General features: G+C 45.2%; 26 protein-coding genes. 1 reads left to right on the top strand and 25 read right to left on the bottom strand.

What is annotated here, in order from left to right; translation table 11 throughout:
- Positions 1 to 454: 454 nt before the first annotated feature.
- The 15 genes from AAV90_RS06470 to spoIIIAE form a co-directional block, all read right to left on the bottom strand.
- Complete coding sequence (locus AAV90_RS06470; protein ID WP_046496808.1) at positions 455 to 1,360, bottom strand: polyprenyl synthetase family protein; 906 nt, start codon at positions 1,358 to 1,360, stop codon at positions 455 to 457.
- A gap of 14 nt (positions 1,361 to 1,374) precedes the next feature.
- A complete protein-coding gene (locus tag AAV90_RS06465) occupies positions 1,375 to 1,596 on the bottom strand; it encodes an exodeoxyribonuclease VII small subunit (protein ID WP_046496805.1) in 222 nt (73 codons plus the stop codon).
- 1 nt (position 1,597) lies between these two features.
- The gene (gene xseA, locus AAV90_RS06460; RefSeq protein WP_046496802.1) at positions 1,598 to 2,800 is read right to left on the bottom strand and encodes an exodeoxyribonuclease VII large subunit; all 1,203 of its coding nucleotides are present in this window, start codon (positions 2,798 to 2,800) and stop codon (positions 1,598 to 1,600) included.
- Between the two features lie 15 nt (positions 2,801 to 2,815).
- Positions 2,816 to 3,661 carry a bifunctional 5,10-methylenetetrahydrofolate dehydrogenase/5,10-methenyltetrahydrofolate cyclohydrolase gene (locus AAV90_RS06455; protein WP_046496800.1) on the bottom strand — a complete coding sequence of 282 codons (846 nt, stop codon included), beginning with the start codon at positions 3,659 to 3,661 and terminating at the stop codon, positions 2,816 to 2,818.
- A gap of 65 nt (positions 3,662 to 3,726) precedes the next feature.
- Positions 3,727 to 4,695 carry a Kae1-like domain-containing protein gene (locus tag AAV90_RS06450; RefSeq protein WP_046496798.1) on the bottom strand — a complete coding sequence of 323 codons (969 nt, stop codon included), beginning with the start codon at positions 4,693 to 4,695 and terminating at the stop codon, positions 3,727 to 3,729.
- Positions 4,692 to 5,096: a transcription antitermination factor NusB gene (nusB, locus tag AAV90_RS06445; protein WP_046496797.1), complete on the bottom strand. Its 405-nt coding sequence runs from the start codon at positions 5,094 to 5,096 to the stop codon at positions 4,692 to 4,694. Before nusB ends, AAV90_RS06450 begins: the two co-directional genes overlap by 4 nt.
- A 43-nt stretch (positions 5,097 to 5,139) precedes the next feature.
- Complete coding sequence (locus tag AAV90_RS06440; protein WP_046496794.1) at positions 5,140 to 5,358, bottom strand: DUF2273 domain-containing protein; 219 nt, start codon at positions 5,356 to 5,358, stop codon at positions 5,140 to 5,142.
- A gap of 15 nt (positions 5,359 to 5,373) precedes the next feature.
- A complete protein-coding gene (amaP, locus tag AAV90_RS06435) occupies positions 5,374 to 5,898 on the bottom strand; it encodes an alkaline shock response membrane anchor protein AmaP (RefSeq protein WP_046496792.1) in 525 nt (174 codons plus the stop codon).
- A gap of 97 nt (positions 5,899 to 5,995) precedes the next feature.
- On the bottom strand, positions 5,996 to 6,403 hold the full coding sequence (locus AAV90_RS06430) for an Asp23/Gls24 family envelope stress response protein (RefSeq protein ID WP_052729644.1): 408 nt from the start codon (positions 6,401 to 6,403) through the stop codon (positions 5,996 to 5,998).
- A gap of 104 nt (positions 6,404 to 6,507) precedes the next feature.
- Positions 6,508 to 7,851 carry an acetyl-CoA carboxylase biotin carboxylase subunit gene (accC, locus tag AAV90_RS06425; RefSeq protein ID WP_046496788.1) on the bottom strand — a complete coding sequence of 448 codons (1,344 nt, stop codon included), beginning with the start codon at positions 7,849 to 7,851 and terminating at the stop codon, positions 6,508 to 6,510.
- A gap of 10 nt (positions 7,852 to 7,861) precedes the next feature.
- The gene (gene accB, locus AAV90_RS06420) at positions 7,862 to 9,754 is read right to left on the bottom strand and encodes an acetyl-CoA carboxylase biotin carboxyl carrier protein (protein ID WP_046496786.1); all 1,893 of its coding nucleotides are present in this window, start codon (positions 9,752 to 9,754) and stop codon (positions 7,862 to 7,864) included.
- A gap of 190 nt (positions 9,755 to 9,944) precedes the next feature.
- Positions 9,945 to 10,493 (bottom strand): SpoIIIAH-like family protein, encoded by a 549-nt coding sequence (locus AAV90_RS14060; RefSeq protein WP_052729643.1) that lies wholly within the window; start codon positions 10,491 to 10,493, stop codon positions 9,945 to 9,947.
- A 1-nt stretch (position 10,494) separates the two neighbouring features.
- The gene (locus AAV90_RS14055) at positions 10,495 to 11,064 is read right to left on the bottom strand and encodes a hypothetical protein (RefSeq protein WP_052729642.1); all 570 of its coding nucleotides are present in this window, start codon (positions 11,062 to 11,064) and stop codon (positions 10,495 to 10,497) included.
- Between the two features lie 4 nt (positions 11,065 to 11,068).
- Complete coding sequence (locus AAV90_RS06405; protein ID WP_207642048.1) at positions 11,069 to 11,635, bottom strand: stage III sporulation protein AF; 567 nt, start codon at positions 11,633 to 11,635, stop codon at positions 11,069 to 11,071.
- A gap of 29 nt (positions 11,636 to 11,664) precedes the next feature.
- On the bottom strand, positions 11,665 to 12,861 hold the full coding sequence (gene spoIIIAE, locus AAV90_RS06400; protein WP_084691495.1) for a stage III sporulation protein AE: 1,197 nt from the start codon (positions 12,859 to 12,861) through the stop codon (positions 11,665 to 11,667).
- Positions 12,862 to 12,879: 18 nt separating this feature from the next.
- On the opposite strand from spoIIIAE, the gene AAV90_RS15595 reads away from it, so the two are divergent.
- The gene (locus AAV90_RS15595) at positions 12,880 to 13,008 is read left to right on the top strand and encodes a hypothetical protein (protein WP_278279299.1); all 129 of its coding nucleotides are present in this window, start codon (positions 12,880 to 12,882) and stop codon (positions 13,006 to 13,008) included.
- A gap of 143 nt (positions 13,009 to 13,151) precedes the next feature.
- Here the strand turns inward: AAV90_RS15595 and spoIIIAD are convergent, their stop codons facing one another.
- From spoIIIAD to AAV90_RS06350, 10 genes are all read right to left on the bottom strand, one after another.
- Positions 13,152 to 13,541, bottom strand: coding sequence for a stage III sporulation protein AD (gene spoIIIAD, locus AAV90_RS06395; RefSeq protein ID WP_046496781.1), 390 nt, complete (start codon positions 13,539 to 13,541; stop codon positions 13,152 to 13,154).
- 37 nt (positions 13,542 to 13,578) lie between these two features.
- On the bottom strand, positions 13,579 to 13,773 hold the full coding sequence (gene spoIIIAC / locus AAV90_RS06390) for a stage III sporulation protein AC (protein ID WP_046496779.1): 195 nt from the start codon (positions 13,771 to 13,773) through the stop codon (positions 13,579 to 13,581).
- 31 nt (positions 13,774 to 13,804) lie between these two features.
- Entirely contained in the window at positions 13,805 to 14,329 is a 525-nt protein-coding gene (locus AAV90_RS06385) for a hypothetical protein (RefSeq protein ID WP_046496777.1), read from the bottom strand.
- A 1-nt stretch (position 14,330) separates the two neighbouring features.
- Complete coding sequence (gene spoIIIAA / locus AAV90_RS06380) at positions 14,331 to 15,281, bottom strand: stage III sporulation protein AA (protein WP_052729641.1); 951 nt, start codon at positions 15,279 to 15,281, stop codon at positions 14,331 to 14,333.
- Positions 15,282 to 15,437: 156 nt separating this feature from the next.
- Positions 15,438 to 15,863, bottom strand: coding sequence for a CD1247 N-terminal domain-containing protein (locus AAV90_RS06375; RefSeq protein ID WP_046496775.1), 426 nt, complete (start codon positions 15,861 to 15,863; stop codon positions 15,438 to 15,440).
- 189 nt (positions 15,864 to 16,052) lie between these two features.
- Complete coding sequence (gene efp / locus AAV90_RS06370; RefSeq protein WP_046496773.1) at positions 16,053 to 16,610, bottom strand: elongation factor P; 558 nt, start codon at positions 16,608 to 16,610, stop codon at positions 16,053 to 16,055.
- Between the two features lie 12 nt (positions 16,611 to 16,622).
- A complete protein-coding gene (locus tag AAV90_RS06365) occupies positions 16,623 to 17,696 on the bottom strand; it encodes a M24 family metallopeptidase (protein WP_052729640.1) in 1,074 nt (357 codons plus the stop codon).
- Between the two features lie 169 nt (positions 17,697 to 17,865).
- Entirely contained in the window at positions 17,866 to 18,363 is a 498-nt protein-coding gene (gene aroQ / locus AAV90_RS06360) for a type II 3-dehydroquinate dehydratase (protein ID WP_076982617.1), read from the bottom strand.
- Positions 18,364 to 18,379: 16 nt separating this feature from the next.
- Positions 18,380 to 19,720: a TldD/PmbA family protein gene (locus AAV90_RS06355; protein ID WP_046496772.1), complete on the bottom strand. Its 1,341-nt coding sequence runs from the start codon at positions 19,718 to 19,720 to the stop codon at positions 18,380 to 18,382.
- Positions 19,721 to 19,767: 47 nt separating this feature from the next.
- A complete protein-coding gene (locus tag AAV90_RS06350; RefSeq protein WP_046496770.1) occupies positions 19,768 to 21,192 on the bottom strand; it encodes a TldD/PmbA family protein in 1,425 nt (474 codons plus the stop codon).
- Positions 21,193 to 21,198 lie beyond the last annotated feature (6 nt).

The following is a 21,198-nucleotide window of genomic DNA, read 5'->3' as shown; positions in this document are numbered from 1 at the left end:
AACAACCCACATCCTTTTCTAGCCTCTTTTGCAGACGATAATTTCAAAGCGAGCTATAATACTTTGGCCCAAGTAATATAACCCTTATAAGCTTATCCGCTATCTCCACTCAAGGCAGGCTACACTGCACCCAGTATTACCGGTATGCAGGTTTTCTTGCTTCATCCCTGGGGATGAAAGCAAGCCTCCACGGATGTGGGGTCGTATCCGCATGCCTTTGCGGGTTGCCCCAGCACCCTTAACTCCCAGCACCGACCCCTGACTGGGCGTCACAAGCCGATACCAGAATCTTCATCGATGTGCCCTTAACGGATTTTTAGGCCCGTCTTGAAAAAGGATAGGGTTGACTAGAATACTGCAACCTTTTGCCGTACTTTCCAGGACAACATTATAACACACTATAAGGGGCTGATGCCAGTTTTTATGGACAGTAAAGCTGTTATATTGTACCTTCTCAGACAGTTCTATGCAGGGTAAAAGTCGCCAAATCCCTTAAAAAATCTGCCTCAGTTCCAAAACCGGCCAGACTATCATGGCAGCGGTCAACACATTGGCGGGCCAACTGCCGAGCCCCATCCAAACCAAATAAACTGGTATAGGTTGATTTCATGTTTTTGGCATCGCTGCCTACAGGTTTGCCCAGCACAAACTGATCCCCATCGACATCCAATATGTCATCGGTTATCTGAAATGCCAGACCAAAATGATGCGCATATTGGCCTAACGCGGTCAGACCTTGATCATCCATCTCGCCTAAAATAGCACCGGCTCTTAATGAGGCCTTAAAAAGAGCTCCAGTTTTTAAACTATGCAGCCCTTCTAATTCTTCGCGGTTTATCGCCTTATTTTCAGCATCCAGATCGATGAGCTGCCCTCCGATCATACCTTCACTTCCGGCAGCTTGAGCGATTTCCCGGATTACCTGGAGCAACCTGAGGGGATTTTGAGCAGCCAGGTCGGTACTGCCGGACATAAGGACAAAAGCCTCCGTTAACAGCGCGTCTCCAGTTAATATGGCGGTCGCTTCCCCGAACACCCGGTGGCAGGTGAGCTGGCCACGTCTATAATCATCATCATCCATGACCGGTAAATCATCATGAACCAAGGAGTAGGAATGGATCATTTCCATGGCACAGGCTATCGTTGATACCGATTCCGGATTACCTCCAGCCAGCCGATGACCTTCCAATACCATAATCGGGCGCAACCTTTTACCGCCGTTAAACACCGCATAACGCATAGCCTGATGAATAACAGGCGGATATGTATCCTCTTTTTTTAAAAGATTTTCCAGACAATTATCTATATATTCTTTGCGCTGCTGAATTTGTTGGGAAAACTCATGCAAATCAACCAACATCTATCTTCCTTTCTTTAGATGTTAAAATCGGTCACTTCTAAATCACCATTCATTTTCCTGATTAAAAGGCTGACCTTGCCATCTGTTTTCTGAAGCTCGTCCTGGCAGTAAAGGGCTAACTTGACACCCTCCTCAAACAAACTCAGGGATTTTTCCAGACTTATTGATCCCGATTCCAACTCTTCCACAATTTCTTCCAGGCGTTTGAGGGATTGATCAAAATTCATTTTTTTCATTTTATAATTTCTCCTTGGACTTGATTAATAGATTGAGTTTCCCATCGCTCAGCCGGGCTGTTAATTCCCCATCGGCGGCCAAATCATCTACGCTAGAGATAAGACGGTCACCCTGAGTCAACATTGCGTAACCACGGGCCATTACTTTAAGCGGACTCAGGTTATCCAAACCTGCCGTGGCTATTTGTAAACTATACTGGCGAGAGTTGATAATCTCCTGAATAGCTTTTTGCAGCCTTAGTTTTTTTTCTTCCAGACCGACAAACTGTTTTTCCAGCAACAGTTGAGGATCGTACCAGATTTTTCTCATCATCAGCCTATCCAGCGTTTCGGAACGTTTTTCCAGATTCCTGTTTATGCCTCGTAACAAGCTGCGTTTTAACTTTTCCAGATCCTGCTGCAACTGAAAACGATCCGGTACTGCCAATTGGGCTGCCTGGGTAGGCGTGGCCGCCCTAACATCAGCAGCCAAGTCACTTAGACAAAAATCCACCTCATGCCCTACAGCTGATATAACCGGAATTGCGGATTCATAAATCGCCTCCACCACTTCTTCGCTGTTGAAAGCCATCAGATCCTCCATAGATCCGCCTCCCCGGCCGATAATAATCAAGTCAACCTGAGCATATTGGTTGAGCGCTCGCAGACCGGCAGCCAGTTCCCGGGGAGCCTCGATACCCTGCACTGAACTATGAACTATGACTACCTCAACTCCCGGTTGACGTTCATGCAGCACTTTCAAAATATCTCTTAGGGCCGCACCATCTTGAGAGGTGACTACCCCTATCCGATTAACCACAGTCGGCAAAGGTTTTTTTCTTTCTTCGGCAAAATAACCTTTTTGGGCCAACTCTTTTTTTAATTGCTCCAAGTACAAAAACAGGTTACCTACTCCGAAAGGAAGCATTTTTTCTGCGTACAGCTGGTACTTGCCCTGTTTGGAAAAAACCGCAACCGAGCCAAACAACAATACCTCCATCCCGTCTTCGGGTTTGAATTTAAGGCTTGAGGTGCGGCTGCGAAACATTACGCAACTAACGGCTGCTTCTCCGTCTTTAAGGGTAAAATACATATGACCGGATTGTTGATACAACCGGAACCCGGAAATTTCACCTTTTACCCAAACCCCCTGAAGAAGGTCATCATTTTCCAACAGGGAGCCGATATATTCATTTAAGGCACCAACCGAAATATACTCCTGCATATTATCATTATCCTATCATCCTGTGTTTTTATCCGGGAGGGACATCCCGGCGGCCATACACAGGTTTTCCAATAACTTTGTAATCAGCATGGGTCCCACCCCACCCGGCACCGGCAGCAGATGCCCGTCAATCTTGGAAAGGTCTTCCTTGTCCACATTACCAAACAGGCTGTTCTGGTCATAATAAAAACCGGCATCGATCAACAGAGCACCTTCTTTTATTCCGGAGGCTTTGACGATATGAGGGCCACCTGCTTCAATAACGGCTATGTCTACTCCCTCCATAAGTGCGGACTTGTATTGGGGGGCAACCGACACCTGGCAAGACTCCTTTATAAACATAAGTGCCAGCGGTCTGATGAGATCGAAAGAGTCACCGATCAAAAGCACTTTTTTTCCAGCCAAGGGGGCTTTATATCTTTTACTTATATCCATGCAGGCCAAGGCGGCGCAGCTAATAAAACCGGGTGTGCCATTTACAAGCCTGCCCATGTTGACAGGATGGAATCCATCAACGTCCTTGGCAGGATCAATGGCGCTTAAGAATTCTTGCTCATAGGGTTGCAGCTCTTTCGGTAACGGCAATTGTAACAAGATACCGTTAACTGCCTGATCATGATTAAGCTCATTAATTAGATTTAAAACTTCCTCTTTAGCAGCATTTTGCGGCAAACTGGCAATACGGGTTTCCCCGCCCAATGTATCTACGGCATTCTCCTTAAGTCCAATATATAGTAGGTTCTCCTTGTCATCCCCGACATTAATGACTGCAAGACATGGCTTAAGACCTTCCTGGGCCAGGTTTTCTTTTAATTGGTTCCTTATTTCGCTTGAGATATCTTTGCCACAGATTAATTCCATCTAGTATTGCTCCTTTCTTGGAACTTTATTTTTTTAACCTTTGTAGCCTGTCAACTTCCAGGGGTTCATTTTTGTTGATGCAAATAAGCGGCCAAGGCGGCTGCACCCACCGCATTATCAGAACTTAAATGGCTGTCAGCAAAATGGGTATTAATACCCACGGCAGGATGCTCCAGCCTTTTCACCAGCCGTTCTCTGATTATTCCGTTGGCCATAACCCCTCCTACCAATAAAACATCTTTGATTCCGGTCTTATTGGCATGAATCACAATGATTTTCTCCAGGGTATTGGCAATTACTCTCAGTACAGCAAAGGCCAAAGCTTCCCGGGGAACCCCCTCTTTAAGCAACTGTTGGCAACGGGTTTCCACTCCTGAAAAAGAAAAACCCTCTTCAAGAACGTATGAGGGGAGGTTTAAAGGGTGTTCCCCCTTATACCGGCGAGCCATTTCTTCCAGCGCCGCCCCGGCTGGAAAAGGCAGCCCCATGGCTACACCGACCCGGTCGACCAGTTGTCCGGCATGTAAATCAAAACCTGCAGCCACAGCTTCAATGTTAAGCAGGTTCTGTCCTCCGGCCTTTTTCACAACCAATAATTCTGAGGTACCTCCTGAAAAGTGGACAGCCAGAAAACCTGGTTTGTCCAACAAACTGTAATTCCCAATTAAACCGGCCATGATATGGCCCTCCTGGTGGCTGATTTCGTAGAGCGGCAACTGGCTAAAGGTAGAGATACTTCGAGCGCTGGACAGTCCGGCCAAAAATACCGGCATATAGCTTCCTGCCACATTACGGGGAGCAGCGCTTGCCCCCAGAGCCTGAACCTGGTGTCCACTTAATATTGGTTCAATTTTTTCAAACAAAAAAGGAAGGTTTTTTATATGATAAAAAAGGGCTTCAGACTGTCTTAAGCCCCTCTCATTGTTGTCAACCTTCAATAATACACGTTCATCAGACAGAATATTTAATTCCTCGTCTACCAGTGCAACTGAAGTAGTGTAGGCACTGGTATCTAACCCTAAATATGTTCTCATGATCTATTCCTATTAATTTTATCCAAAATTGCATTAACGAATGCGGCTGAATTATGCTCCCCATATTTCTTGGAAATTTCTATGGCTTCGTCCATGGCAATAGCAGCCGACTTTACTTCCTCCATATATAGGATCTCATAAGTGGCCAGCCGCATCAGGTTTCGGTCGGTAGAGGACATACGTTCCACGGTCCAATCGGTGGAATGGCGAGCTATGCATTGATCAATTGGTTCCAAATGCGTCAGGCAGCCCTCGATTAAAGTCCAGGCAAACTCACTATCTGGTTCTGTTAAATTGCTTTCTTCCAGAAGATATTCAAAAGCTGTCCGGGGTTCGGCATTGACCTGATCTACCTGAAATATAACTTTGAAGGCAATTTCCCGGGCTTTTCTTCTGCTCAAATCAATCTCCCTTTCTGCAGGGGCGATATGGTTTCCCCGCTTATTATTTTTCTTTAAACAGATTTTTTATCCAAATCTCAAAACTGGCACTTTCATCAATTTTCTTGCCAATAAAATACCCCATGGCAATGCAAAAAATCACAAATATAGTGCGCCAGAAACCATAGCTGATAAACAGAATACTGGCCAGCAAGCCCAGCAATATCCCAATAAATTTACCTCGGTGTTCTGTTATGATTAGCATAAACAGCTTTTCCAACATTTTGGTCTTGCCTCCTTATTTGTCAGCGTTAAAATCATGAAACTGCACTTTGATTTCCGCTACCGGCAGGCCACCTATATTCTCTAAGTGTTCTTTGACAATTTTTTGCAGGACACCGCTGAGTTCAGGAGCACTTAAGGCAGGGTTTATCATGGTTTTTAGGGTGATTGACAATCCCGCCGATCCTTTTTTTACCACTGGGCGTATTTCTTTAACGCCGTCTATCTGACGCACCGCTTTCATGATAATCAGTTTTACGGCTTCTATACTTATAGATACTTCGCCTAAAACCCCTTTATCAATCAAAATACCATCCCTGTTTGGTTCGTTTCTTAGTCCCAGGTATAATAGTACGAGAGCCAAGAAAAACAACAGAATCCCTACCGTGCCGCATATAATACGGTTTTCAGGAGTCGCAGCAACAAGATTTATGTATTGCAAAGGCTCAGGAGCACCTAGTGATATCGCAATTGCAGCTGCCCCAACCACAAGCAGGATTAGGTTATATATGAAAAGAACTATCCGCCAAAAAACCGGCATAGTAGAATTCTCCTTTCATTTATGCAAAATAGATTAGTATTCAATACAGATAACCCCCTGTGTAAACAGGGGGTTATTAGACATCAATCATTAAAAATTACTCTGCTTCCATTTCTATAAGCAGATTATTGTCTTCCCCGCTGTTTTTTTTCATGCTGACTGATACAATGTGCACGTTTACGGTCGTAACCTCAAGACCAGTCATGGTCTCAACCGCAACCTTGACTTCCCTTTGTACTGTCTCAGCTACCTGGGGAATAGTATAGCCAAACTGTATAATTAAAAATATATCTATGGCGGTCTCATTATTGTCGATTTCTACCTTGATACCTTTACCAAAATTCTTTTTGCCGAGCTTTTCGACAAGATCAGTACCCCATCCGCCGCTTAGCGATACAACACCCTCTACCTCAATGGCTGCCAAGCCTGCGACCGTTGAGACAACTTCATCGGCTATCCGTATAACACCATAATCATTAGGGAATTCCGGCTTGTTTGCTTCCAAAACGTTCACCTCCAACTATATTATGGAGTTATTTTACACTGTCAGATGATATTAATCAATCTTTGCCCGATATTTATGACAACAAAACGTTAAGGGCAGAGCTATTATTCAGTCATTCTTCTTTGAATAAAGTTGGTATATACTTCACCTTTTTGGAAAAAAGCATTATCCAGCACCTTTAAATGAAAGGGTACGGTGGTAATTGCACCGGTAGCCTTGAACTCCAGCAAGGCCCGTTTCATACGCACGATAGCCTCGTTGCGGTCTCTGCCCCATACAATCACTTTGGCTATCATGGAATCATAGTAGGGGGTTATGGTGTAACCGCTGTAAACACCTGAATCAACTCTGACCCCCGGGCCTCCGGGGGGCAAATATTCCCCGATCATTACCGGAGAAGGCCTGAAATCATGATCCGGATCTTCCGCGTTAATCCTGCATTCCATAGCCCAACCGTTCAAACGTACATCTTCCTGCTTAATATTTAACCTTTCTCCCGCCGCAATTTTTATCTGTTCCTTCACGATATCAATACCGGTCACCATTTCCGTAACCGGATGTTCCACCTGAACCCGCGTATTCATTTCTATAAAATAAAAGTTTTTGTCTTTATCGACCAGGAATTCAATCGTTCCGGCGTTGTAATAATTTGCGGCGGCAGCTGCTTTGATAGCTGCCGCGCCCATCCGTTCCCGCAGTTCTTCGTCAACCAAAGTGGATGGGGATTCTTCCAGAAGTTTTTGATTACGCCTTTGCAATGAACAATCTCTTTCTCCCAGATGAATAATATTGCCATACTCATCGCCCAGGATTTGTATTTCCACATGGCGAGGTTCTTCTATGTATTTTTCAATATAAACTTCGTCATTGCCAAAAGCAGCTTGGGCCTCCAATTTGGCCATATCCAGAGCCTCTTTTAAAGCAGCCTTGCTGTGGGCTAAACGCATACCTTTACCGCCACCGCCGGCAGATGCCTTGATCATCACCGGGTAGCCAATATCATCAGCTATTTTTATGGCTTCAGCCAAGCTCTGTACCGCTCCTGCGCTGCCGGGAACGAGTGGTACACCAACGGCGGTTACCAGCTCCCGGGCCTTGACCTTATCCCCCATCAGGTTAATAACCTGGGACTTGGGACCAATGAATTTGATATTATTGGTTGTGCAGAGTTCGGCAAAATAGGCGTTCTCTGCCAGGAATCCATAGCCGGGATGGATAGCCTCAGCTCCGGTATTCTTAGCCGCGGCAATAATATTGGATATGTTTAAATAGCTATGATTGGCTGGCGCATCACCGATACAAACAGCCTCATCCGCCATTAGAACATGTAGTCCGGGTTTGTCGGGTTTAGAATATACGGCCACAGTGGCAATATTTAATTCCCTACAGGCTCTGATTATCCTTACCGCAATCTCGCCCCGATTGGCGATTAAAACCTTGGAAAACACAATCTCACCCCTAGTCTTTCTCAATTATGAATAATACCTGATCGAACTCTACAGGTTCAGCGTTTTCCACTGCTATCTCCGTTATGGTTCCATCATACTCGGATTTAATTTCATTCATTAATTTCATGGCTTCGACAATGCACAGGGTCTGCCCTTTTTTGACCTGTTCCCCTACCCGAACGAATGGAGGGGCATCTGGGGAAGGAGCAGCGTAAAAAGTTCCCACCATGGGCGATAATACCTCTACCAGCTTATCGTTTACACGGTCGGGCCGGGCCGCAGGTTGTTGCAGCGGGGATACAGCCTGCGCCAAGGAAGTCTGATTATCTCCAGCCGGATTTTTACGCAGGCTAATCCTAAAATCGTCCTTTTGGACTTCCAAATCAGATATGTTGGTCTGATCCAGCAATAATATCAGTTCTCTGAGTTCATTTAGATTCATCTCTTCATCTCCCATGTTGACAGCTTTTTTCCTAATCCTGGGTAACGGTTTGTTAATGATTTCCTCTTTTATTTCGGCTTCTTTTATTACTTCTTCTACAGCCAGCATTTGTGGTACATCTTCATTAGACCGTTCCTGTCTATATTCAAAGAACTTCAAGGCTACCTGGGGAAATAAGGCATAAGTCAATATGTCTTCTTCTACTTCCGATATGCCTTGCATCTCCTGTCGGGCTTTTTCCCAAACAGGTGGCAGTAAGTCAGCCGGACGTCCTTGTATTACCGGTTCATCACCGATAATTTTTTCCTTTACATTAGGATCAATGGGAGCCGGAGGTTTACCATATAAACCCCGTATATAATCCTTTACTTCGCCTGGACAGAGTTTATAGCGCTCTCCCATAAGGATATTCAGAACCGCTTGGATTCCGATTATTTGACTGGTTGGAGTTACCAGCGGCGGATAACCTAAATCCTTTCTGACCCGGGGAATTTCACCTAATACCTCATCCAGACGATCTGAGGCCTTTTGCTCTTCCAGCTGGGCAACCAGATTGGATATCATTCCGCCTGGAACCTGATGCTCAAATACCTTCATATCAGAAATCCTGGTTACCCCGCGCTCAAATCCCTTATGTTTTCTGAGTTGTTCAAAATGGTTGGCAATATCAAAAAGATCATGCAGATTCAAACCAGTATCCAAAGGCGAACCTTGTAAGGCTCGTACAATCGTCTCCACCGGCGGCTGGGAAGAACCAAAAGCCATAGGCACACTGGCGGTATCAATGATATCTACCCCGGCTTCGGCGGCCTTTATACAGGATACAACCGCCAATCCGCCGATATAGTGGGTATGCAATTGAACCGGCAGGCCCACTTGTTCCTTTAAGGCCTTGACCAGTTCATACGATACATAAGGAGATAAAAGGCCGGCCATGTCCTTGATGCAAATGGAGTCAGCCCCCATATCCTTTAATTGCAGGGCGGTATCTACAAAATGCTGCATGGTGTGAACCGGACTGACCGTATAGACAACACAGGCCTGGGCATGCCGATCGGTTTTTTTCACAGCCTTCATGCAGGTCTCTAGGTTGCGAATATCGTTTAAGGCATCGAAAACCCGGAAAACATCGATACCATTCTCGGCAGATTTATCAATAAATCGATAAACCAGATCATCCGGGTAATGAGAGTAACCTACCAGGGACTGTCCTCTAAGAAGCATCTGCAATTTTGTTTTTTTAACATTCTCACGAATGATGCGCAGTCTTTCCCAGGGATCTTCATTTAGGTAGCGGATACACACATCAAAAGTTGCTCCGCCCCAGACCTCCAAAGAGTGATAGCCAACGTTATCCATCTTTTCAAGCACCGGTATCATATCATTTGTTGTCATGCGGGTGGCCCACAGACTTTGGTGGCCATCCCTCAGGCTGGTGTCAGTTATTTTAATCTTGTTCATGTTGCACCCCCAGTTAATATCGCCATACCCTTTTAAATCTAAATTTATTCTTATATACAAATATACTCAGGTCGATGGACCTGAGTATTTAATGCTACCCCGACTGTTACTATTATATGTATTAACCTTTCTTATTTCAATATTTATTAATTGTATACCTGATAAATATACAAAAGAATGTCCTTTCCCTCTAGCGATAGTTCTCACGGGGTGCGATTGTGATGCGGTTTTTAGGCAATCCGGTAGTTAGGCTGGTCAATCCGGTTATTTCGGATATATGGGCTTCATCCAAACTCCGAACAGGTAAGACAATTGTGGCCTGGTCGTTTTTAACAATTACGGCGCAGTCCTGATAACCCTTTGATCTGATTAAGGTTTCTGCCTGCATTTCTTTTTCTACTGTATCGGCCACCTGAACCAGCCTCATAGCGGCTGCATCCCGTACTTTCTGGGTATTGGTCTGGTTGTTGGCAATTTCCCTTAACAGCTCGATCTGCTTGCTGCGTACCCGTTCCCTTTCCATCCTGAACTCAGCGAAAAAACCTATACTTACATTTTCCTGTGGCTTGGTTTTCTTAATTGAGGTATTCGCTACCGGGTTAGGGTTACTTGCTTCCTGGTTGACCGGCTGACTGTTTTTGGTCAGACTCACGTTGATTAAGTTAACGCAAATAATGGGTATTACTACAATAGCAGTAATTATCGCCAGACGCTTAAGCTTGTTTAGATCTATCCGCATGTTACTCCTCCTTCCCGGGAACTACTCTCACCTGGTAGGGATGAATGTTCAATAGTACCGCAGTAGCATCCGTCAACCTTTCCTTTACGGCCGCATTGTCCGCACCTTCGGCAACTACCAGCACACCTGAAATCTTAGGAGCCTTTTCCTCAACCAGCAAAGCTTCTCCGGCTGATACTGCCACATCGCTATTCAGATTTTCTTCTCGTATTTTGCGATCCCCGCCACTGCGATCCTGCTCCAGTGTTTCTCGGGTCTCATTCCTGGTATTACTGGCATAGCTTTTTATTCCGTTGGAACTTAACGTAATACATACTTTCACCTGTCCGGCACCCTCAATCTGGGCTAGGATATTTTCCAATTCTGCGCCTAGTCTATCCTGAGCCTGTTCGACACTGCCGGGAGCAGATTTTATATCCACTGAAGAAGGTTGGTTTTTGCCCATGGGCCATATCAGAGCCAATAATCCAAGGCATATAATAATCGCTAACAGATAGCGACTCCATTTTTTAAAATCCCGCAGCTCCTTTTTATTAGAATTTTGATCCCCCCTGATCCATTCTTCCAGCATCTTGTTAACCTCCCTCAAACTCGATTTCCACATCGTTACTCGGCAGACCATACAGGTTGTTTATTACCTGGGTTATTTTATTTTTTATCTGTTTTTGATCAACTTCAATTATCGGTTCCTCCGTACTGGAAAAAACATTGATTCCTTGTACTGTATTAACCCTGTCCGGCTGGGTGGTGCGTACTGTTATCTTAACCTTTTTCAGGTCGCCGCTTGGTTCCATCTGCACCTGGGTTTCTACATCGTGGACACCCGGAACTAAATTGCTGACGGCACTAATCTGTCCCTGGATTTTATCTTTAATAATATTTTCTCCGGTATCCATCATCTGTTGGTTGAGATTTTTGCCTTTCTCTTGAACTTCCTGTTTTATTCCCTCCTCCATCTGATAATCCCATAGGTTTACTTTAAGATCCTGATTTTTTGACAACAGATTTAGGGTAGGACTTAAGATAGCGATGAGGATAAACAAACCCACGGCCAATCGAACAAAGGGTTTGATTCTGCCCTCCGGCACCAATAATTCCAGAAAACTGGAGATAATGATAATTACCAGCAGATTTCTCACCATGCCATATAGAACATTCATAAAAATCACCTCTAACGCAAGATGAAAGCACTATTATACAACCCTGCCACAATGGCAATCATGATAAAAAACATTAATCCCACCGCGGCCGTAGCTGCCAGCATTAAAAATAAATGTGTACTCATTATTTCCAGGACAGCAGCGGTGCGCGGGTCTCCAATGGGCTCTACCACGGCACCTACCAGTTTATAGATTAGGGCTAGTACAGCTATTTCTACGAGGGGGAAAATAATTATGCCGAATACTATTAATACCCCAAATATCCCTAGAGCCTGTTTGAGCATGACCACATAGCCTGCGGCTACCTCGACAGTATCACCCAGCATCTTGCCTATGACCGGAACGGCGTTGTCAGTTACAAAGCGGGTGGTTCGCAGGGTTACTTTGTCCAGTACCGATGCATAAAGGGCTCGCAGGGTTATAATACCCACAAAAAAAGTAAGCAAAAAACCCAGCACTAGTTGCGAAACTTGTCCAAAAAATTTCGCCAATCGTTCTACTTTTATGGTATCCGACATACCGTTGACCAGATGCAGGGTAGCAGATATTATAATGAGCGGAAATACGATGGTTTTAATAGCGGAAGCAAAAGCCGTAGCCGTAGTCATCAATAAGGGAAACAACATAACCGAAGCGTTTACATTACCCAGACCGGTAACCAAAACCATCATCTGGGGAAGCATACTCAACATAAAAGTAACCATATTGTCAATGGTATGCTGACCTATCCCCAGCACCACTTTAAATGAACCAATGGCGATGGCGCACAAGGCTAAAAAACACGCCATATATGCGATCTTGCCTACCTCAGAGGTGAAGGATTGCTGTAGATTAATCAGTAAAGCTGCCAAAACCGACAGAATAATAAGTTTTGATAAAAGGCCGGAGTTTGCCAAAAACTCCTTGCCGAAGAACTTAACTATATTGGACAAAATTTCCTGGGGATTTAGCTGCCAATCACCTTTGGAAAAATCAAGCAGCCATTCTTTCACTGATTTATGTTGCAGGTAAGAATTCAATTCGCCATCGATATTGGCTTTATACTTTTCCAGGTCACTCATATCTATATTTTGCATACTATCCTGGAAAGAAAACACTTCCGCATTGGCAGCATTCTCCACAGCCACAGCCGGCAGCGGCAGCAGCAATATTAAAACCAATATGAACAACCCGATCCAACCTGTTTTTCTCACAATCAACAACTCCATTTAATCTACTGCCCTTCCATGGTTAGAACTCAACCACTTAAGAAAATAGCTGTCCCTTATTACGAACTGGCGAAGCTTGACTTACCTGCGGAAGCTAAAGCTTTTGCTACGGCGATTGGGTTAAAGCATCGCGGTTATTTAAGCTAAAGCTTTTGCTCCTAAGTCCGTTTTTTGATAAAATGCAATGATGCTGTAGATCGTTTTATTTGTTAAAGATAAAATCTCCCATTTTAATGACTACCGGTTCTACTTGGGCACTCAGCCCAACCATGAACCGCGATAGTGGTAAATTACCCCGGCATAAGTTCCAGCAGTGATTCCAGAATGGCCACCATGATCGGGAGAGCCAGAACGGCTATAATGATCTTGGAAGCGAACTCCACCTTTTTGGCAACGGCCTGTTCGCCGGCATCCTGGCAGATCACAGCCGCAAATTCGCCCAGATAGGCAACTCCTAATATTTTTAATATGGTTGTCATGAAAAAAAAATTAATACCGGCCCGCCGTGTCAGTTCTTGCATGACACTGATTATGGACGCCATTTTCCCCATCATTAAAATAAAGATCAGGATGCTAAAAACCATGCTTAACAGAACTGCCATAACCGGTTTTTCTTGACGAAGAATCAGCAGGAAAATGGTCACCATTAAAGCCAACCCTACAACTTGCGCAATTTCCAAATACCTGCCCCTCCACTTAATAAATATACTCGCGCTTTTAAATGTTAAATACCGATCTGACTACCGTAAATAATTGGTTCATCAACTGCACCACAATAATAAGCACGACCACCACACCTGCCAGGGTCAACATCTCCGCCTGTTCCTGCTTTTGCGCTTGTTTAAGAACGATACACAATACCGAAATCAAAATCCCAATGCCGGCAATACGAAAGAGTATGTCAATATTCACAACCACTCCCCCTAACTTTTTAAGGTTTCATTTACAGCAATAGCAAGACCACCATTGTGCCTAAAATAAACCCCCCATAACTCCACAACTTGCGCCCTGATTCCATTTGGTCGCGGGCGTTTTCTTCCTGTATCTGCAATTCTTCCTGGATGAGCTGAAATAATTTTATTTGTTCTTTAATTCCGGAAGATCCCATTTGATTAGCTACGGCTTTTAGAATTTCCAGATCATCCTGATTAAGATCACAAGCCGGTTTCAACTTCTGCAGAGCCTTTTCCCAGGCTTCCCCAACCGTTATGCCTTGCCTGTCCTGCAATAACCGGGAACTCTCCCCAAAGAGGATTTTTACCGGCTGAGCAGTTAATAGGGCCGTCTTTTTTAAGGCGAGGTATAACGGGGTTTGCAGGTAGGTAATCTCTTTTTCCAAAAAACCCAGTGCCATCCTGATATTTTTTATTTGTTCGACCCGCTTTTCAATCCGGCGGGCCCCCATCAAGCCATAGCTGCCAAATCCGGCAATTATAAATACTATTCCTAATGTTTTTATCCAGATCATATTAATCCCACCTGATTATTTCTTCCACCGTGCCGGGTCCCTGGCGGCGAGAGAGCGTAATAAGGGTTTGAAATGCCCCGCAAGCTAATATTTCCTGCAGCATGGGACGCTTGCGGGCTTCGCTCAAGTCCCGGGCATGTGCGGAAGCGATAACGGTTACACCGGCATTGATACATTCCTGCAGAGCGGCAATATCCTCCTGACGCCCGATTTCATCCGTAATTATTACCTGAGGTCCTAAGGCCCTTATAGCCATCATCATACCCAGGGCTTTGGGACACGCATCCAAAACATCGGTACGCGGACCCAGATCCATTTGTACTCTGCCCCGGTAGCTGCCGGCCAATTCGGAACGCTCATCAATCACACTCAAGGTGCAGGCTGGCCCCCAATGGTTGCCAGCAGAAATATTACGGGCTAAATCACGCAGGATGGTGGTTTTACCGCAGCGAGGGGCCGATATCAGCAGGGTACTGCCCGGCATATTATGCTGATAAATATGGCGCAAAAGAGGCAGGGAACAATCCTTGACTTCCCTAGCGATACGGAATGACAAGCTGGAGAAGTCTTTGATCGTTTTTACTTCCCCGCCTGCCATCAGCACCTGGCCTGCCAGGCCGACCCGGTGACCACCCGGAATCGTAATAAAACCTCGTCTGATCTCCTCTTCGAATGCATAAAGAGAATTATCACTTATGGAAATAAGGGTGCGAAAGATATCCTCCTCACAAACCACATATCCTGCCGCCAGATTTTTTTCTAAGCCCCCCTGCCGGTTTACCGCCCATTCCTGAGCGCCGGTCTTCAGAAGCAAAGGCTGCGCACAGCGCAGACGAATTTCCTCCAGATAGTTGAAGTTATCCGGGTTAATTTGCATAAAGATATCTTTTATTACCGGTGCCAAAAAAGGAATAATGGTGCGATACATTATTTCCTGACTGCTAAGTCCCATAGGTTCACCACCCTTGCCTTAATAATTATTGGTTTAGGCAGTAAAATATGCCAATTACTTTATATGGAGCTTGCTCGGAAACGATGCAGGGGAGTTTGGTGAAACCAAAAAGAGACTGTCCTTTGATGGACAGTCTCCCTAAAAAATCTAATGGATTTATAGATAACCTCTGCTTGTATCTGCATTCAGTTCCGGGCTTTCGTGCCCGCAATCGAAACAGTTGTCATTTACGAAAACGACTTCATTGCAACACGGACATATGACTTCAATGCTATCTTCTACATCAGCAAATATATCGCTTTCAATAAAGAGTTTTTCCCCACAGTTGCGGCAGGATATTTCCATAAATTCATTGTCTTCAAAAATCGTCTCTTCTAAATCCAGCAAATCATCATCAATGTTTTCCAGGTATTCCCTGATTTCGTCCATATCTTCCTGGAGTTGACTGATTTCCTCAGACATTTCATTTAGTACGCCCAGTATGCCGGAAATAATTTTACCCTGCGGGTTGCCCTCAGTAATATTGAGTCCCTCACTCAATCCTTGTAGATAGCTGACCTTCTCCGACAGATCTCTTAACATAAAATCCTCCTTTTTGAGCAAAAAAGTGCCTAATACTATTGGGTGCATTTTTTATTATTAGCACTTTCAGGAGGAAATAAACCTTATGCCAACTATTTTTAATCCTCTATTTCACCCCTGATTATTGGCTTAAGACCAGGGGGAAAAAATGAATCAAGAGAATTATTTCTTGACTCATTTCACATTTTACTAAGCTCTTTCCATATATTGACCGGTTCGGGTATCAATTCTCAGGCGATCCCCCTCGTTTATAAATAGCGGCACCTGTACAGTAGCTCCGCTTTCCAGTTTGGCATTTTTGGTAGCACCGGTAGCCGTATCTCCTTTGACGCCAGGTTCGGTTTCGGTTACGGTAAGTTCAACGAAATTGGGGAGTTCTATACCCATGATAGTACTGTTATGCATCAATACACTTATATTCATATTTTCCATAAGCCACTTGACACCGTCACCAATATCATCCTTGTTCAAGGTCAACTGCTCGTAATTTTCATTGTCCATGAAAACATAGCCTTCACCGTCATTATACAGATACTGCATCTCTCTTTTATCCAGATGTGCCCGGGCTACTTTTTCGCCGCCCCGGAAGGTCTTTTCCACCGTACCGCCGGTTTTGACATTTTTCAGTTTAGCTCTTACGAAAGCCGCTCCTTTACCGGGTTTCACATGCTGGAAATCCAATACCTGATAAACAACGTCTTCAAACTCAATAGTAATGCCTGTTTTAAAATCATTAACTGAAATCATCCTATCCCTCCATCATAAAATTATTATTCCTTTATCAGAATGGGTGATTACTTCACATCCCCCGTTCTTTACAATAACGGTATCCTCAATCCGGATTCCTCCCCAACCAGGAATATAGATGCCTGGTTCCACGGTTACCACCATGTTTTCCTGCAGTATGTCTGAACCGGAGGGAGATAAACGGGGGGCTTCATGGATCTCCAGCCCAACCCCATGACCCGTGCCATGCAGAAAATATATATCCAGACCAGACATCTTGAGACAGTCCCGCACTTTTTTATCAATTTCTCGGCCAGCTGCCCCGGCCTGAACGAGACTTACTCCCAACTGCTGGGCATCCAGCAGATGCAAGTAATAATCACGCAACCGGCTGGAGGCTTTGCCTATAACTACCGTTCTGGTCATATCACCTGCGTAACCCTGGTAAAAACCTCCGTAGTCCAGGGTTAGCATATCACCAGTTTTTAAAAGGCGGGATCCCGGTTGTCCGTGCGGCAGGGCTGCGTTTTCACCGGCCACGACAATCGTGTCAAAAGCTTCCTTGGTACAGCCGGCATCCTTTAGCAGCCAGACTATCCGGTTAGCTATGTATTGTTCGCTGATTCCAATGCGCAATTCTTTTATTATCTGCTCAAAGACGACGTCCCCATAATGGGCGGCCTTGCGCAGCATGGCCAGCTCATGATCATCCTTGATCGTACGCTGTTGTTCAACAATCCCGTCCAAAGGCACCAGTTCAGGTTTTATTCGAGATTGCATTTGCCGGTAGCTGTTATAACTGACATCCCGACTTTCAAATCCCAGCTTTTTAAAGTTATCACAAATACCCGCCAGGCTGTCAAGTGGAGCAGCATTTTCCTTAATTAATTCCCAATCCGGCGACTCCCTGGCTGCCTGTTCAAAATAACGGCCATCCGTGATTATATAACTATGTTCACGACTTACCAGCAGCCGGGCATCCCTTCCACCCGTAAAACCAGATAAATACCTTATATTCTCGGGACGGGTTATTAAAACTGCCTCCAGTTTGTTTGATTCCAGGCTACGGCGTAATTCATTAATACGGGTAATGTTTATTGTTTTCACCTGCCTATCGCAATACTATTCAATTATATTTTGTCCCAGAGCCCCCAGCCTAAAACAATTACTGATTCAGTTAGAACTTACGTTGCAACCTAAATTATGCACGAAGTTTCCAATCCGTAAAACTACTCTGCTATGTAATAGATGGTTGGGGCCTATGGATATGAGGAGGTTAATTCTTATTAAACCATTGGCAAACCGCCAGCAAAGCCAGGCTGTAGCCGTATGAACCCAAGCCAAAAATGCCTCCTTGGGCCACCGGCGATAAAAGTGATTTTTGGCGAAAATTCTCCCGGGCATAAATATTCGTCAAATGTACCTCTATAAAGGGAATCTGCACCGCTTTTAAGGCATCGACAAGGGCAATACTGTAATGGGTTAAAGCCGCAGCATTTATAATGATAGCATTAAATCTATCCACTGCTCCTTGAATTATGTCTACCAGGTCACCTTCATGATTAGATTGAAAAAACTCCAGATAAGCTCCGTTTTGTTGAGCCAGCAAGCTTAGTTCCCGCTCAATGTCATCCAGGGTTTGAGTACCATAAAGCTCAGTCTCGCGCGTACCCAACATATTCAGGTTCGGCCCGTGAATAACCAAAATACGGGGTACATTAGGATTTCTGTTCAAAACTGCAAAAGAAGTATTTGATTCCAACCTCTGCGGCATTTTTTCTCCTCCTCCCTTACTGTCCGCCTACACTTATACCCTCCATGCGAATACTGGGAGCTGCCCTGGCTCCATAGAAACGCAGATCCGAACCAACTGCCTGCACATTCTTAAGCCAGGTGAAAATATTGCCGGCAATCGTTATACCTCGAACCGGTTCAGCCAGTTCCCCTTCCCTGATCATTATTCCGCTGGCTCCCAGGGAAAAATCACCGGAGATGGGATTGGCAGTATGCATGCCCATTACCTCCGTTATTAAAATTCCTGTTTTAATATCTATTCTTAAATCTGCCGGATCTTTTAATCCCGGGCTTAGAACCAGATTGGTAATTCCCACCGATGGCAGGCTTCTAAATGATGACCGCTGACCATTACCGGTGGAAACCTGGTCTGCTTTCATAGCTGAGTAGTTGTCATACAGGAAAGCTTTAAGGCATCCATCCTGAATCAAACCAGTTCTTTGACAGGGCATACCTTCACCATCAAACGGGAAAGCTGCTATACCACCGGGCAGAACTCCGTCATCTACAAGAGTTACAGCCGTTGCCGCTATTTTATCACCCAGACGGTCTTTGAGCATGGATTTACCTTTGAGCACCGCATCACCTTGCAGAGAAGGTGCTAATAGACTTAAAAAACGGGCTGTTACAAACGGCTCCATTATGCAAGGCAAATTTGCTGTAGCGGAAGTTGTGGCCCCAAGACTGCGCAAAGCCCGGTGGGCCGCTTCCTGCCCCAGCGCAGCCGGGTCTAATTCTGCGAACTTCTTTTTGCTCATCACCGCAAAACCGGTTTGAGAATCTTCTTCATCCTGGGCAACGAGTGAAATAAATAAAGTGCTATAATTCCCCTGAGCCGAAGCCAAGAGTCCCTTGCTGTTCATAATAAGCGTATTAAAATCCGCTTCTTCATAACCGGCCCTTTCGACAACTGCTATTCGGGGATCAAAGGCACGGGCAACCCTTTCTGCCTCCCGGGCCAGTTCTATTTTGTTTTCCAAAGGGGTCACGCAAATCTGCGGATCGTAAATATCCAGAGTCGGATAGGAATTAACCGGCTCTGGCAACTGGTTATATAAATCCAGCGGCGTGTTTTGCGATATGTCGATAGCATCCTGAACCGACTGTGCAACCGCCTGTGCGGAAAGATCACTGCTGTATACAAAACCTAGGCGCCCTTGATTGAATACCCTTACCCCTAAACCGATTTCTTCGGCTTCTTTTAGGGTTTCCACCTTGCCCCGGTTCACATCAACGCTTAATTCCCGGTTATAAAGCAGGTAAGCCTCAGCTTCAACGCCTTTTCTACGAGCAGTCCAAAGAACTTTTTCACCAGCCTGTCTAAGTAATTCTTCCATAAAACCACCTATACTAATTAAAAATACTATACTACCTTAACCACCTGCTATTTTCTGCGGATTCTTTTAATAATCTTATCCGCGGCCTGTCCGGTTCCGCCCACAGTCAATTCTTTAATCCGAATGGTAGGCTGGGCATCGGCTACCGTAACACCCTGACCGTCTTTGCCACATACCCCTATAGCAAAACCCAGATCATTGCCGATCCTTTCTATATCCATCAAAACCCTGGGGCCGTTTCCGGTTAGAGTTGCTCCCCGTACTGGATACTTGATTTCTCCATTTTCAATAAAATAACCTTCCTGAACATCAAAAACAAAATCTCCATTGGTCGTATTTACCTGACCGCCACCCATTTTTTTGACCAACAACCCCTGCCTGGTACTGGCAATAATATCCTGGGGATCATCATTGCCGCTGGCAATAAAAGTATTGGTCATGCGAGGGATGGGTTTATGCTGGTATGATTCCCGGCGCCCATTGCCGGTTAACTCAGCACCTTCCTGGGCGGCAGTCAAACGATCATTCATAAATGTATTTAGTATCCCTTGGTCTATAAGCACGGTGCGCCGGGCGGGACTGCCCTCGTCATCAAAACGAAAGCTGCCGTATTTGCCTTTGAGGGTCGCATCATCAATAACACTTAGTTCCCGGCAGGCTACTTGTTCCCCGCGTTTATCTTTATAAACTGATAATCCTTTCTGAACCAAATCCGCCTCCAGACCATGCCCGCAGGCTTCATGAACCATTGTACCACCGGCCTTCGCATGCATTACCACCGGCATTCGCCCGGCCGGAGCCGGTTCTGCCGACAACATGGCTACAGCCCGACTGGCCGCCTGCTGAGCCATATCCTGGATAGATACGGTGTCAAGTATTTCCCATCCGCATAATCCCCCGGCGACCTCGTAGCCGGTTTGGATCATACCATCCCGGGAAGCGATGGCGTTTACCATTAAGCGAATACGGGCTGATTCATCCTCCACAAATACGCCGTCCGAGTTGGCAATCTGTATCTGACGATGGGTATCACCAACCGCCACGGTAACCTGGCGAATTTCATCATCGATCTCCCGGGCGGCTTGATTGGCTGATAAAACCTGGGCAATTTTTTCACTTAATTCCACATCTTCGGGTAATCGTAAAAACTCAAACTGCAGCCCGGATTGGATCGGAGTCAGATGAATCTCGCGATTCTGTTCTTTTCCCGCAGCCAAGGTACGACCAGCCACCTCGGCTGCCTTCATTAACCCTGATTCACTCACATCATTAGTATATACATAAGCGGTTTGACCGTCCTTGATTACCCTGACACCGGCTCCCTTCTCCCGTCCCAGGTTTACTTTTTCGATCTTATTGTCTTCGCACAATACGTTACTTATTCTTTTTTCCTCGATAAATATCTCGGCAAAGTTCCCGCCCTTACTAAGAGCTTGGGAAAGCACATTGCTAAGTTCGTGTTTGTCCAGCATTTTTAG

The organism is Syntrophomonas zehnderi OL-4 (assembly GCF_000983115.1).
In the GTDB taxonomy this organism is placed as follows: domain Bacteria; phylum Bacillota; class Syntrophomonadia; order Syntrophomonadales; family Syntrophomonadaceae; genus Syntrophomonas_B; species Syntrophomonas_B zehnderi.
The sequence above is the reverse complement of the archived record's forward strand: the minus strand, read 5'-3'. Positions and strand labels throughout refer to the sequence as shown.

Bases quoted from the DNA above. Each gene is read 5' to 3' on its own strand.
- AAV90_RS06470 (WP_046496808.1), bottom strand. From the start codon at position 1,360: ATGTTGGTTGATTTGCATGAGTTTTCCCAACAAATTCAGCAGCGCAAA.
- AAV90_RS06465 (WP_046496805.1), bottom strand. From the start codon at position 1,596: ATGAAAAAAATGAATTTTGATCAATCCCTCAAACGCCTGGAAGAAATT.
- xseA (WP_046496802.1), bottom strand. From the start codon at position 2,800: ATGCAGGAGTATATTTCGGTTGGTGCCTTAAATGAATATATCGGCTCC.
- AAV90_RS06455 (WP_046496800.1), bottom strand. From the start codon at position 3,661: ATGGAATTAATCTGTGGCAAAGATATCTCAAGCGAAATAAGGAACCAA.
- AAV90_RS06450 (WP_046496798.1), bottom strand. From the start codon at position 4,695: ATGAGAACATATTTAGGGTTAGATACCAGTGCCTACACTACTTCAGTT.
- AAV90_RS06440 (WP_046496794.1), bottom strand. From the start codon at position 5,358: ATGTTGGAAAAGCTGTTTATGCTAATCATAACAGAACACCGAGGTAAA.
- amaP (WP_046496792.1), bottom strand. From the start codon at position 5,898: ATGCCGGTTTTTTGGCGGATAGTTCTTTTCATATATAACCTAATCCTG.
- accB (WP_046496786.1), bottom strand. From the start codon at position 9,754: ATGAACAAGATTAAAATAACTGACACCAGCCTGAGGGATGGCCACCAA.
- AAV90_RS14060 (WP_052729643.1), bottom strand. From the start codon at position 10,493: ATGCGGATAGATCTAAACAAGCTTAAGCGTCTGGCGATAATTACTGCT.
- AAV90_RS14055 (WP_052729642.1), bottom strand. From the start codon at position 11,064: ATGCTGGAAGAATGGATCAGGGGGGATCAAAATTCTAATAAAAAGGAG.
- AAV90_RS06405 (WP_207642048.1), bottom strand. From the start codon at position 11,635: ATGGTGAGAAATCTGCTGGTAATTATCATTATCTCCAGTTTTCTGGAA.
- spoIIIAE (WP_084691495.1), bottom strand. From the start codon at position 12,861: ATGGAGTTGTTGATTGTGAGAAAAACAGGTTGGATCGGGTTGTTCATA.
- AAV90_RS15595 (WP_278279299.1), top strand. From the start codon at position 12,880: ATGGTTAGAACTCAACCACTTAAGAAAATAGCTGTCCCTTATTACGAA.
- AAV90_RS06385 (WP_046496777.1), bottom strand. From the start codon at position 14,329: ATGATCTGGATAAAAACATTAGGAATAGTATTTATAATTGCCGGATTT.
- spoIIIAA (WP_052729641.1), bottom strand. From the start codon at position 15,281: ATGGGACTTAGCAGTCAGGAAATAATGTATCGCACCATTATTCCTTTT.
- AAV90_RS06375 (WP_046496775.1), bottom strand. From the start codon at position 15,863: ATGTTAAGAGATCTGTCGGAGAAGGTCAGCTATCTACAAGGATTGAGT.
- efp (WP_046496773.1), bottom strand. From the start codon at position 16,610: ATGATTTCAGTTAATGATTTTAAAACAGGCATTACTATTGAGTTTGAA.
- aroQ (WP_076982617.1), bottom strand. From the start codon at position 18,363: ATGCCGCAGAGGTTGGAATCAAATACTTCTTTTGCAGTTTTGAACAGA.
- AAV90_RS06355 (WP_046496772.1), bottom strand. From the start codon at position 19,720: ATGGAAGAATTACTTAGACAGGCTGGTGAAAAAGTTCTTTGGACTGCT.
- AAV90_RS06350 (WP_046496770.1), bottom strand. From the start codon at position 21,192: ATGCTGGACAAACACGAACTTAGCAATGTGCTTTCCCAAGCTCTTAGT.